This is a genomic window from Vagococcus zengguangii (assembly GCF_005145005.1).
Classification (GTDB): Bacteria; Bacillota; Bacilli; order Lactobacillales; family Vagococcaceae; genus Vagococcus_A; species Vagococcus_A zengguangii.
This window is the reverse complement of record NZ_CP039712.1, coordinates 877910-891869: the sequence shown is the minus strand read 5'-3', so window position 1 is coordinate 891869 and position 13960 is coordinate 877910. Positions and strand designations below refer to the sequence as shown.

10 protein-coding genes are annotated in these 13960 nt (G+C 34.9%); 2 read left to right on the top strand and 8 right to left on the bottom strand.

Features of this window, described 5'->3' with window-relative positions:
* Position 1 precedes the first annotated feature (1 nt).
* On the bottom strand, positions 2-1291 hold the full coding sequence (locus FA707_RS04190) for a glycoside hydrolase family 125 protein (RefSeq protein WP_136953046.1): 1290 nt from the start codon (positions 1289-1291) through the stop codon (positions 2-4).
* A 137-nt stretch (positions 1292-1428) separates the two neighbouring features.
* Here FA707_RS04190 and FA707_RS04185 point away from each other — a divergent pair, with 137 nt between their 5' ends.
* Together FA707_RS04185 and FA707_RS04180 are read left to right on the top strand one after the other, a co-directional pair.
* A complete protein-coding gene (locus FA707_RS04185) occupies positions 1429-2481 on the top strand; it encodes a GntR family transcriptional regulator (protein WP_136953045.1) in 1053 nt (350 codons plus the stop codon).
* Between the two features lie 130 nt (positions 2482-2611).
* Positions 2612-4759, top strand: coding sequence for a GH92 family glycosyl hydrolase (locus tag FA707_RS04180; protein ID WP_136953044.1), 2148 nt, complete (start codon positions 2612-2614; stop codon positions 4757-4759).
* A gap of 59 nt (positions 4760-4818) precedes the next feature.
* Here FA707_RS04180 and FA707_RS04175 read toward each other — a convergent pair whose 3' ends face one another.
* From FA707_RS04175 to FA707_RS04145, 7 genes are all read right to left on the bottom strand, one after another.
* Positions 4819-6297 carry a response regulator transcription factor gene (locus FA707_RS04175; RefSeq protein WP_136953043.1) on the bottom strand — a complete coding sequence of 493 codons (1479 nt, stop codon included), beginning with the start codon at positions 6295-6297 and terminating at the stop codon, positions 4819-4821.
* Positions 6298-6301: 4 nt separating this feature from the next.
* Positions 6302-8005, bottom strand: a complete 1704-nt coding sequence (locus FA707_RS04170; RefSeq protein WP_168177339.1) for a sensor histidine kinase — start codon at positions 8003-8005, stop codon at positions 6302-6304.
* Between the two features lies 1 nt (position 8006).
* The gene (locus FA707_RS04165) at positions 8007-8621 is read right to left on the bottom strand and encodes a YesL family protein (RefSeq protein ID WP_136953041.1); all 615 of its coding nucleotides are present in this window, start codon (positions 8619-8621) and stop codon (positions 8007-8009) included.
* A gap of 139 nt (positions 8622-8760) precedes the next feature.
* On the bottom strand, positions 8761-10212 hold the full coding sequence (locus FA707_RS04160; RefSeq protein ID WP_136953040.1) for an ABC transporter substrate-binding protein: 1452 nt from the start codon (positions 10210-10212) through the stop codon (positions 8761-8763).
* Between the two features lie 24 nt (positions 10213-10236).
* A complete protein-coding gene (locus tag FA707_RS04155; protein WP_136953039.1) occupies positions 10237-11160 on the bottom strand; it encodes a carbohydrate ABC transporter permease in 924 nt (307 codons plus the stop codon).
* 13 nt (positions 11161-11173) lie between these two features.
* On the bottom strand, positions 11174-12133 hold the full coding sequence (locus tag FA707_RS04150; RefSeq protein WP_136953038.1) for an ABC transporter permease: 960 nt from the start codon (positions 12131-12133) through the stop codon (positions 11174-11176).
* A 158-nt stretch (positions 12134-12291) separates the two neighbouring features.
* On the bottom strand, positions 12292-13932 hold the full coding sequence (locus tag FA707_RS04145; RefSeq protein WP_136953037.1) for a glycoside hydrolase domain-containing protein: 1641 nt from the start codon (positions 13930-13932) through the stop codon (positions 12292-12294).
* Between the last annotated feature and the right edge of the window lie 28 nt (positions 13933-13960).

Below are 13960 nucleotides of genomic sequence, written 5' to 3'. Positions count from 1 at the left end.
TTTATTTTTCTACTCGAATATCAAAATAGTCCATCACTAATTCACAGAACATCATATTGGCCCATGAGAACCATTCTCTTGTATATTGATTTGGATCATTAACGTCAAAACCTTCATGCATTAAGTTCGTTCCACCATCGCAAGCGACTAATAAATTCAGGATACGCTCTTTCTCAGCTTTATCAGAAGTCGTCATCCCTTCCATTGCTAAAGCGATTGGCCACACATAATTTTCAGGTGTATGCGAACTACCGATACCTTTAGCAAACTCGCCTTCATAGAAGAATGGGTTTTCTTTACTTAATAAAGTTGCACGCGTGTTTAAATATGTTTCATCTGTTTCAGACATATAACCTAAGTAAGGAGCTGAAATTAAGTTCGGTACATTACTGTCATCCATGATGCTGGCATTACCTAAACCATCTACCTCGTAAGCGTAAACTTCTTTTCCGGCTTCATTAGTTGTTTTAGCATAGGCTTGGATACCTGCTTCAATTTCATCACGTAATTGACGAGCTTCTTCAATAATTGAAGCGTCATTTAATATAGAAGAGAAAATTTCTTGAATGTAATCTAAAACAACTACCGCAAACATATTAGAAGGTACTAAATAACCATAAATACAACGATCATCGCTTGGACGGAAACCTGACCAAGTCATACCCGTCGGTTTAACTTCTGATCCTCTACCATCATTAACTAACGTATCTTCAATTCTCCAAGTATCACGTACAAAATTATACGGTGATTGATTATGATCTTGTTCCACCTTAAAGACGTGTAAAATCTTCTTCACGCCTGCTACAAAGTCCTCATTGAATTGATCCGTTAAACCTGTGTTCTTATGTAATAAGTAAGCTAGTTGAACAGGATAACATAATGAATCAATTTCATATTTTCTTTCCCAAATCCAGTCATTCATTTCAGTATGGTCGTCTTGGTGACCTGCACCATTCGGCTCTTCGTTGAATGCGTTTGCATAAGGGTCTATATTAATATAGAAAAATTGTTTTTTAACTAAACCACTGATCATTTCTGCTAATTCTTTATCTTCTTTAGCGATAACTAAGTAAGGTCTAACTTGAGCCACTGAGTCTCTTAACCACATTGCCGGAATATCGCCTGTTAATAAATAAGTCGTCCCATCTTCATGACGTTTAACGGTAGTTAATAACGTATTCGCGAATGCTGCATTAAAATTTGTTGCCCAATCGGCATGCTCCACGCCGCATTTTTCTGTAATTTCATCCATAAACGCTTGTACTGATTGAGGAATTTCTTTATAAACCATTTATCTCGCTCCTTTGATATATCATTTTATAAACTTATTATAACTTGATATAACATATATGTCTATGATTATTTCGAAACTTTGCAATTATTTTGAGTTATGCTACACTTTAATTGATATACTAAGAGGAGGACAATATGACGAAACCTTTATACCAAATTATTTATGAAGAGTTAAAAAATAAGATTCTAGCTGGTGAATTAAAGGTGCATGAACAACTACCAACTGAATACGAACTTTCAGATATATATGGCGTGAGTCGCATCACGTCCAAGCGTGCATTAACTGAACTTGAAAGCGAGCAATTAATTTATCGTAAGCAAGGACGCGGTAGTTTCGTAGCTGAACAAGCGACTACGAATCGCTTATCACCAAGCAACAAAATATTATTTGCTATCCCATTTGCCCATGATTTATCGGTTGGAAATTTTTATGAAGGTATTTCACCGATTATTCAAGAAAGCGACTACGAATTATTAATGATTCCATCCGAGTTTTTAGACGAAAAAACAGCGACCGAAGTCATGAATGACTATATTGGATTAGTTTATTATGCTGATAAAAATGATAGTCACTTATCACTATTATACTCGCTTCAACAAGCCAATTTCCCTGTAGTTGTACTTGATCAGCCAATTTACAATTTAAACTTACCTTCTGTTTCATCTAATAACTTTAAAGGTGGGCACTTATCCGCATCTTACTTAATTGAAAAAGGCCATACTAAGATTGGCTATATCATTGAGTCACACACACCACCAAACACAGTAAAAGAACGTTACCTAGGTTACCTTGATGCTATCAATGAGCATCAAATCGGCTACCATACCCCCTATAATAGTGAGGAAAGCCATCTGAACCATGCCTTAAATTATATTAAAAAAAATCAATTAACAGCGGTGCTTTGTGAAAATGATTTAGTGGCGATTAAACTCATTAATCAATTAAAAGCCGCGAATTATCTGATTCCAGAAGAAGTTGCGGTTATCGGATTTGATAATATTCAAGCCGCCTCACTACTCTCACCTACACTAACAACGGTTGCTCAGAACTTTAAAGAAATAGGTGAACTGGCTGGAAAAAAAATTATTCGCTTGCTTGCCGATGAACCGATTGAAAATATGCATCAATTAGTCGACGTGCAATTAATTGAAAGAGAAAGTTCAAGCGTGACAAAAAACTGTAATTGACTAACAAACGACCATCAATTTTTTTGATGGTTTTTTTACTTTTTATTGTAAACGCCTTCCTAAACAAGAAAGTTATGATATAATAAATTTGATATATCAATTAAACTATTTTTAACAAAGGAGTTATATCATGAGAATAAACACCATCGATACAAGACACGGCACTGATAATCAATATTCATTTTCTAATGGTAACTGTTTACCTTATACAGGCGTTCCCTTTGGCCTGAATTTTTTTGCCCCTCAAACAACAAGTGAAAAAGGAAGCCGGTGGTTCAATCCTAATGATCGAACATTTCAAGGTTTCCGTTTAACACATCAACCTAGTCCTTGGATGGGTGATTTTAGCTACTTCACTATGTTACCGATTCAAGGTGAATTAGCTGGAAATTCTCTTTTCCATGCACAATCTTCTTACCGACCAAGCGAAAGCTTATTCAATCCGGCACAACTAGATATTACTAGCCTTCGTTACCATATTCGTTCAAAATTAGTGCCTAGTCTATACGGCGCTATGCTTCAATTAAGCAATTTATCAGGTAATGCAGGCTTAGCTTTATCCTTACCAGGTAACTATCGCTTAACACAACGTGACCAATTAAGTGTAGTCGGAGAAATTATCAATTACTCAGGCTGTGAAGATGAAAATTTCACGTTCTATTTTATCTTGGAATTTGAAACACCTATCAGAAAAGTCGAAGGTGAGCTTGATGGTAAAGACGGCTTTGTCATCATCCGTTTTGAAGAAGCCCCAACCCAAACCGTTCGTTTAGGCACTTCTTTCATCTCGACTGAACAAGCGATTTTGAACTTCGAACGTGAAAAAAACTTGACGTTTGAAGAGCGACTTCACAATGCTCAATCTGAATGGGACCATTATTTAAATAAAATTAACGTTGAACATCACAATCAAGACCAAGTGAATACGTTCTACCATAACTTGTATCGTACGTTCTTATTCCCACAAACATTTTATGAAATCAATGCTGAAGGTGAAAAAGTACACTATGATACGTTATCTAAGACAGTCAAAAAAGGTGTACTTTATACAAATAACGGTTTTTGGGACACCTACAAAACAGTCTACCCACTTTATTCACTGATTGCAGTTGAAAAATATGAAGAAATGTTAGAGGGCTTCTTGAATAGCTACCGTAATAGCGGCTTTTTACCAAAGTGGTTATCACCAGATGAACGTGGCTTAATGCCTGGGACATTAATCGACGCAGTAATTGCGGATGCTGCTACTAAAAACATCCGTCCTGATTTAATGCCTGAATTGCTTGAAGCGATGAAAAAATCAGCGACTATTCAAAGTGAAAACACCAATTACGGACGTTCTGGAACTTATGATTATTTGAAATACGGTTATGTTCCAAATACCTATCACGAATCCGTCAATCATACACTCGATTATTGCTACAGCGATTTTTGTATTTCAAAAGTCGCGGAACGCTTAGGACGACCAGACGATGTGAGCTATTATGCTAACCAAGCGAAAAATTATCAAAATATTTATGATTCAGAAACAGGTTTCATGCGTTCTAAAAATACTGAGGGTCAGTTCAGAAAACCTTTTGATAAAAATGCTTGGGGACGTGATTATGCAGAAGGCAGTGCATGGCAATCAAGTTTTGCAGTCTTCCATGATTTTGATGGCTTAATTAACATACGTGGTCAAGAAGCCTTTACCCAACAATTGATTGAGCTATGTAATCAAAAGCCAACCGCAAATCCGTTAGGTTACGGTTTTGAAATTCATGAGATGAGCGAAATGTTAGCGATTGAGTTCGGACAAATCGCGATCTCAAATCAACCAAGTTTCCATTTACCTTATTTATTTAGTTACTTAGGCAAACCAGAAATGGCTCAACCATTATTGAAAAACTTGTTAACTGAATGTTTCAACGCATCACCAACTGGCTTCCCTGGTGATGAGGATAATGGTAGTATGGCAGGCTGGTATATTTTCAACAGTTTAGGTTTCTATCCCGTTTGTCCTGGTAGCGGAGAATACGTGATTGGCATGCCATTATTTGATCGTGTATCCGTGAGCTTATCAAACGGTGAAACCTTAACAATTGAAAGTTCTCCGAATTATCCGCAGCAACAATTTATTCATGAAACAAAAGTTAATGGCGAAGTTTATCCAAACACATTCTTAAAACATGAAGACGTGTTAGAAGGTATGACCATTAATTTCCAACTTGGGATTGTACCAAACGCCAAAAACTATACACCAGCAGAATTACCATTTAGCTTATCAAAAGATGCTTAACATAAAAAAGATAGCCGACACAGTATTCTATGCCGGCTATCTTTTTTGATATTGGCTAACTATCCCAAAGAATCACGATACTCTTTGGGTGATAAACCATTTAATTTTTTGAACATTTTTGAAAAGTAATTGGTATTATTATAACCTACTTGTTCAGCGATTTCATTGATTGTAGCACTTGTTTCACTTAGTTGTTGCATGGCTAATTTTATGCGAATACGGTTTAAGAACTGATTGAAACTCATATCGGTCTCTTTTTTGAATAGCTGTCCAAAGTAAACCGTGTTAATGTGTAATTCATTGGATACTAGTTTAAGTGTTAATTCTGATGCATAGTGTTGATTAATATAGTCAATAGCTTGATTAATAATGTCAGAGTAGCGATTTTTTTGTTTGACTTTGGATTCGTTATTAATCAAAATTTGCGAGAGCACTTGTTGAATTTCGGTAATCGTTTGGCTTTTACGAATGGTCGCTACTTGTTCGTGATAATCTTCCTGATTAATATTAGGATAGACCCGATAAATATCAGTATACAATAGCAATGCGATTGACTTAGCTTGTTCTGGATTCACTTGATTTTGCTCAAGTTGTTTAAATATATGGTCTAGTTCGGCTAATAGGTTAGTCGTATTCCCTATATTCAATGCCTTATTAAAGCCGACATAATTAATGGTCTCTCCTTCAACTAATTGTGAAACAATTTTTAATGGTCGGGATAGACTCAATTCGGGATAGAAGGTTTCAATTTTTTGATACTGTAAGATTTTTTGATAACTAACATACATCGATTCCCAATCGTCAATAGTTTCTCCTACAATCACATGATAGTCCATATGTTCTAACATCGCTTCAATTTGACTTAATAAATGTTTTAAGCCCAGCGTATCTTGCGAAATAATCACTGTTAATTTATTGGTAGCCACATATTTATCAATCACCATCATACCTGGTTGAGCATTAAAAAAAGTAACTAATTCTATTAAAAAATCAGTCTCACCATAAAATTCAATCGGCGTATAGGGACCTTCTATACTATTTGGAAAATAGCGAAACAATGAATTAAACTCATCTTCATTCAATTCATCATGGAGCCAGTTAAGCAATAAATTATTTTTCATGACCGTCTCTTGTGCGGCTTCATTTTTTGCTGCTTCCAACTCCGCGTGAATTTCTAAAAGATTTTTTTCCAGTTCGGCTTTATCAATCGGTTTGACTAAATAATTTTTAACTCCTAAATGTAGACTTTTTTTAACAAATTCAAATTCTTTATATCCTGAAAGAATTAAAGTTTTGAACTTTTGGTGTGTGTTCTGGTTGATTATGGTCTCAATCATTTCTAAACCACTCATTTCAGGCATTGTAACATCACTAATTAACAAATCTACCTCATGTTCTCCAAAAAAACGAATGGCATCTTTAGCACTTTTGGTTGTATGAATAATTTCATAGCCAAGGGATTTCCAATCGACAATATACTCCAAACCTTTAAGTATCATATATTCATCATCAACTAATACTACTTTAAACAAATCCATGTTCCTACTCCTCCCTATCAATCATGATCGTAACATGAAAGTATTCATTTTCTCTGGAGTCTATCGTCATAACATACTTGCCACCAAAATAATGATACAAGCGTTCATTGACATTCACTAAGCCAATTGACGTTGTTTCATTCGTTTGTGTTTGCTTTAAACTTTCACGTAATTGATCTAATTTTTGTAGGCAAACCCCTTTTCCATTGTCCCTAATATCAATTTTAATCTTATTTTTTTTTGTATAAGCTCTAACACTTAAAGCATTTTCAACCCTTTCATAGTCGATACCATAAATAAAATAATTTTCAATAATCGGTTGAATAATAAATTTCGGGATTTCTACTTGCTTGAGTTGCTCTTCTATCTCAAATTTATAAGCAAATTGATCTGGAAATCTCATCTGATAGAGATACACGTACTTCTCACAAAAATCGATTTCTTTTTCAAGAGTTGTTGTGTTCTCAATCGTGACATTGTTTCTTAATAAAGCTGAAAAAGCATATACGACTTCTGAAAGTTCGACTTGGCCTTGGCTTAAGGCATACATACGGATATATTCCAATGTATTAGACATGAAGTGGGGATTAATTTGAGCTTGTAAGGCATTCATATGAGCATCTTTTCGTTTTATTTCAAGTACGTATAAATCATGTATATAGGTTTTAACATCACCCATCATTTGATTCATCGCTGTCGAGATATCCTTTAGTTCTTGTTGAACTTCATCTTCATTAATTTCATAATCAAAATTACCCAAGCTAATTTGTTTCGTTGTTTCAACAATTTTTGCCACTTGCTTAGAATAATTACTAAACGTTTTTCTTAAAAAATAAAGCAACACAAACGTCACAAAGCTGGCAAATGCGATAATCAATAACACTTTCTTTGTAACTGAAGTAATATATTGCCACCTGTGACTTAAAATAATAATTTGATCGCCTTCAAACTTTTCTGATTTAAAAATAAAATAATCACGTTGAATATCAGCAGGAATCTCCTTTCCAGCTCCCATTGTTTGGGCGATTCTATTTTTTTCTTTCCTATTTAGATTGTCACCTTCCGAAAATAAAACTTCTCCTGTCGATGTCACTACAACACTATCTTGGCTTTTTGGGAACTGATGATACCCTTCTTTAACAAATAAATCCTTACTAAAACTGATGTTCACGAGCCCGATTGTATTTGATGTTCCCTGCTCATTGATAGCACGAACAAAACTAAACGGCTGATTAGTTGATGAATCAGTTGCTTGACGAATCCCTAATTTATTGCTGCGATCCACATGTAAAAAATAGTCTAAATCATCTAAATAAATATCTAATGACTCAATTTCTAAATAACTGTTCATGATGGTCGTTAATTTGTTTGGAACATAGATGTCTCTTCCTGTCTCTTCGTAAAAATCCCATGTGAAATAAAAATAATCACTGGGGTCTTCTATTAAATATTTTCTTAGAGAGATGAACTCATCTGGATTAGAGGTTAACTCATACAAAACATTACTCACGATTTCTTTCTTTTGTGCGATAGTATTTTTATAAACATCAATACTTTGATTCGCGTGATTCTCTATATCACGATAGTAACTAATACCAATAAACAGCGAAAAAGATAGGGATATCAAGACGATGACACCCACTATCACTAAACTGTATATTTGCATCAATTGCGTAAACAGCAAATCTTTTTTTATTAAACGTTTCAACTTATTCATGACCAATTAATTGTAGGCGAACGTGCGCTACTTGTTTTTTAATTACTAATGTCGTCAAGAAAAGCAGGCCTGAAAAAGTCATAAACAATAATAGGCCTTTCATTTTCCAACTTAAGAAAAGCACTAATCCAATCATCGTGATTAATTTTATGAAAGTCCCTAAATTTAAAAAGACCGTTGCAAATGAAAGTTTAAAAAGATTCACTATACTAATTTCAAACGAACTATTAATATTAATCATGTATAAGAAAACCATCCCAATCATAAAAGTAAAAAATAACAAAAGAAATGATAAAATCAACCAAGCTAATCCTTTAATTTGAACACAAATGTACAAATTATAAATGAGTACTGCACTAATTAAAACGTATAAATAAAATATTTGATTTCCTCTAATAAAGTTTGCTTTCCACCGTTCGAATCCTTCACGCCAAGTAATTTGTTGAGACTGCAAGCGATATTCTAAAATCAAGTCATTGACCATTAACATAGCTGGCCCAACACCTAAAACAACGCCACCCAACAAGCTAAACGCTAAGAACATAAAATTTAATTTCACTAGCCCCCAGACATCGTTTAACACTAAATAAATCCCATTACTTATCATATTTCCTACTCCTTATAAAAATTTCAACACTTCATTATAACACATAAAATCTCAGTATTATAAAAAACGTTTCATTAATAAATTATCGTTATATAACAAAAGGGCTGTGACAGTTTGCCACAGCCTTTTGCTTAACTCGCTAGTTTGCTTTTAAAAACTCATCATATTGTGATTGAATTTCATCTCTAACTTTATCCCAACCAGCTTTATCTAATTCATTGACTAATTTAGGAATTGTTTCGTTAGGATCTACCGTACCAGTATTTAAACTAGCTTTATAACGGTTCATAATATTAATGATATTAGTCACTTCTGTTTTTACGTTATCTGTTTTGAAGTTAAATCCTAAGATTGGAGAGCTTTCAGCGTTTGCAATTTTTTCATCTCGCTCTTTGATCATTTCGTCAGTAATCGTATCTTGAGTGTATAAGATTAAGTTGTTACCTGTATTCCAAGCGGCCATGTGCATGTTAGGTTGGTAGCCATCTAACAATTTAATTTTGTTATCGCCAACTTTTTCCCAAGCTTCGCCTTCAACACCCCATACTAAACCGTTTAATAATTCAGGATCACTATTTAATAAACCTAAGAATTCAACGGCTTTTTCTTTGTTTTTAGAAACATTGGCAACTGTAAAGTTAGCCATTTGAGCTTGTTGCGTTGTTTTAACTGGTTTAGTAATCGCACGAGACACTAATTCTTGACCCGCTGCATTTGTTAAAATAGTATCACCGTAATCCATTGGCCCTTGTGTTTCTTCACGCATGAACCATGTGTTACCTTCTAATGGATATGCTGTGTTACTTGTCGCAGCATCCGCTGGAATGTAACCTTTTTCGTACCAATCATGCATCGTATTTAAAGTCGCTAACATGTCTTTATCTTCATATTGGTTAATAATTTGTGTCGATTTGCCATCTAATTTAATCGCAAATGGATAATCTTTACCTAGTGGGTAATCAAAGTTTGCTGAAGCATTAAAGCTTTGACCGATACCAAACGCTACAACATTTGGTTCATTTTCTTTAAATTTTTTCAACGCTGCTTCAGCATCTTGGTAAGAATTAATGTCGTCAATATTAATATCATATTTATCTAAATATTGTTTGTTGAATGTTAACATTTGTTGAGAATAAATATTAGCATTAACTGGAATAGCATATAATTTGCCCTCAATCGTATTTCCTTTAATGTATGCTTCGTCTAATGAATCATAAACTTCTTTTGCATATTTAGGTGCTAATTCTGTTAAGTCAGCATAGGCCCCTTTTTGAGCGTTCGCTACAAAATTTGAAGCAAATCCTAAGTCATAGTTCTCACCTGAAGCGATGATGGTGCTCATCTTGTTATCCCAGTCGCCCCAACCAATGTATTGTAAGTCTACCGTTACACCGATCTTGTCTTTAATGCGTTTGTTAGCAATTTCCATTAATTGATCATAATTATCTGGTTTATCCCCTACTTGATACATCAATAAAGTAGTGCTTGAATCAGATTCTTTACTGGTTGCTTTTTCCGAACCACAGGCGGTTGCCCCTAATCCAAGAGCGACCAATGATGATGCGGCTAAGACTTTTTTCCATTTTTTCATAAAAAGTTCCCCCTATTATTTTTTCTATTCTTTTACGCCACCAATAGTTAAACCACCCACAAAATATTTTTGGAAGAATGGGTAAGTTAATACAATTGGTAACGTCGAAATCACAACAATCGCCATACGAGCTGATTCACTCGGTAAAGCAGCTAACCCTCCTTCTAACTGAGCAGACATGCCACTGTTAGATGATAAATATTCTAAGTTATTTTGAATTTTAATTAATAGATATTGTAATGGCACTAAATTATCATTTTGTACATACAGCAACGCGTTAAACCAGTCATTCCAATATCCTAACGCTGCGAATAAACTAATAGTCGCAATCCCTGGTACCGCTAATGGTAAGACAATACTTCTGAAAATTTTAAGCTCTGTTGCTCCATCAATTTTGGCTGATTCAATAATACTATCTGGAATTGTTTTGATGAAGAACGTACGCATTACTAAGATGTTAAATGGACCTAAAGCTGACGGTAAAATCAGCGCCCAAATTGTATCTTTTAAATGTAATAAGTTTGTCATCACTAAATAGTTCGCAACCATCCCTGGCGTAAATAGCATCGTAATTAATGCGAAAACCGTAAAGAATTTTTTGTACGGAAAGTTGGATCTTGAAATAACATACGCATATAAAGACGTTAACGTGGCATTGACAATCGTACCAAAAACAGTAACAAAGACTGTAACACCTAAAGCTCTTAAAATTTTGGTACTCATAGTCCCTGAGAATAAATAGGTGTAGGCACTTGTTGAGATTTCCTTAGGGAAGAAACTATAACCATTACTAGCTAAAGAATTTTCCGAAGTTAAAGAAATAATGATAACAAAGATAAATGGAATCACACATGAAATAGCGAATAGTGCAATCACAATATTAAAAATCGTATTAGCAGTTGTATTAAACGAGCGAACATTGACGCTACTTATTTTTTCTTTTTTCAATCAAGTTCCCTCCTTAGAATAATGATGAATCTGGATCAAGTTTTCTAACAATTAAGTTAGCTAGTAATAATAAACATGCTCCGACTGCTGATTGATAAAGACCTGCAGCTGCTGTCATGCCGATATCTGATGTGGCAGTTAAACCATTATAGATATAAGTATCTAATACCGCTGTCACTTCATACAAAGCACCTGAATTTCGTGGTACATTATAGAACATCCCAAAGTCCGCTCTGAAAATCCCACCGATATTTAAAATTAATAAGACAGACATCATTGGTAAAATTTGTGGAATCGTAATGTTTTTAATTTGTTGCCACTTGTTTGCACCATCGACCATAGCTGCTTCATAGTAAGTTGGGTCAATTCCCATGACTGAAGCATAGTAGATAATACTGTTATAACCTAAACTCTTCCACACATTCATAACCACAAAGATTAGTGGCCACCATTTTGGATCGGCATACCAGTTGATAGCCGTCCCACCATTACCCGTAATCCATTGGTTTAAAATTCCTTTATCAGGACTTAAGAAGGCGTATACAAAATAGGAAATAACTACCCATGACAAGAAATAAGGTAATAAAGACATCGTATGATAAACTTTTACCGCTTTTTTATTTCGTAATTCACTCATTATAATAGCAAATGTAATCGCAAACAATAAGTTCATCGCTAAGAACACAATATTGTAGGCTAAGGTATTTCTTGTGATTAACCAAGCATCATTTGAGGCAAACAAGAATTTGAAATTATCAAATCCAACCCAAGCGCTTTCTTTTAAACTTTGAATAAAACCATCTGGCGAAATATGGAAGTCTTTAAAGGCTACCACATTGGCAAATACTGGAATATAAAAGAAGAATATAAACCAAATTGCACCCGGAAGCGCCATCAAAATTAATGCACGGTATTCCTTAATATTATATAGGAACCCTTTTTTCTTTTTCTTATTTATATTAGCTTTCGTCATATCACTAACTCCTTTCAACAACATAATAACGTTTTCATAAAAGGATTGATAGGAACAAATTATAGAAAAAGAGGAACAAATTATAGTTAGTGGTTATTTAGACAAAAAAATAAAGTAAAAGACCGAGATCTTTTACTTTATTTCTTAAAATTATTTTACTAATTTAATACTCTCTTACAGACCTCATGAATTCGTTTAGTTACCTCAAAAAGCTCTTCAAGTTGTGCTTCATCACTTGCTTCCATCGCCCCGTATTCATTAGGTTGTCCTAACGGCAGTTCCAATTGATTAATGAATTGCGTGATAGCTTCGACTTTTTTCGGATCATTTTTTAACAAATAACGATATTTTTTAATTGCTATAATCGTCTCATTCAATACTTGCCATCTAAATGTTGGATAGACCGAAGCGCTTGCTGATGGATTTCCTTCATGTGGATAAACAAGGAAACAGTCTCCTGACTCCCAATACCAATATGAACTATCCACTAATGGTCGCTCGGTCCATGCATCTAGTGCCCATCTTAAGAAACCATCCGCGCCCAGCGAGCAAAAATACCATAAAATATAATGGCCTTCAGCATTCCAACTACGTGAGAAAAGACTTGGAAAATGCCCCGTACAATTGTATAAAGTAGTCGTTAATCCTTTAGCTGAACGTTCTTTAATAAAAGCTGTTACTAATGAACGATTCGTACTATGACTTTGAGAAATCGAAATATCATCGATTTGATCAAGACGTTCATCGCCAACCATATTCACATCAATCGCAGCAGATAATTTCAATAACGGTCGGAATGGTTCTAGCAATGCAATGACATGAAGGACATCCTTTAGTTCACGTTCGTCGATAGCAAGATACACCTCTTGCTCAATCTCATGTCGTTGTATACAGTCAACTAACGCCTCAACAAAACTCCCCCAAATCCGGTACCATCTCGTACTCCCAACTTCTAAAATTTCGGTGATAAGCTCTTGCTTTTCGTTATAATAAGCAATTTGATTATTCCATGGCAACGGTGAAAAAACTTTAATCTTGCCTTTGATTCCGATGTCTAAATTCCATTTCAAATAGGTCATAAAATCAGCAAAATCAAACGTAAACTGATCATCTTGACAGAACCATTTCACTAAACTAGGATAATCTGCATACGTCTGATGATGCCATGGTTCTTCAACAATGCCTGCAATCATCACGTCACCAGCGGCTTGCTGATAAGCAGTTAAGCTTTGTTTGACTAACATTTCGTGTTCATATTTGAAATAATCCGCTCGCTCGATACCGTAATATTGGGCGACCGAATGTGGATACTGCCATAATTCTAAACTAAACAAATCGTTAGTCAATTCGTTAATAGACTTATTTTGAACCGTTACTTGCAGTTTCAAGTCATCCACTAAAGGAATGGTCGCTTGTTCCGTCACCGCTTTTTTGTGTGTTACTTGACAGGCTATCAATTTAATCTCGTCCACTTCCATTATGACGCTCGTTTGTGGTTTCAAATAATCATAAACGATTTCTTTAGGAATATTAGAATCAATAACGCCTTCCGTTTGCCCTCTACCAAGGCCCGCTAAGTTAGGTTGAGCGACTAAATAAGATAGGCTAAATCCTGCTGTATCTTGTGGTGCTAAATTAATCATCATAGAAGTTGATTGATCATTTCTCAGGACCATGTAGCACGTGAACGATTCGTTTTGCCAAATACTACGGTGCAATTGGCGCTTGTTTTGCTTACACTGTGATTCTAACTCGTCACGTGTAATTTTTCGGTTAATATTGTAAAAAGCTGCTAGCACAGGGGCACACCTCCTTTAGGGTTATCTT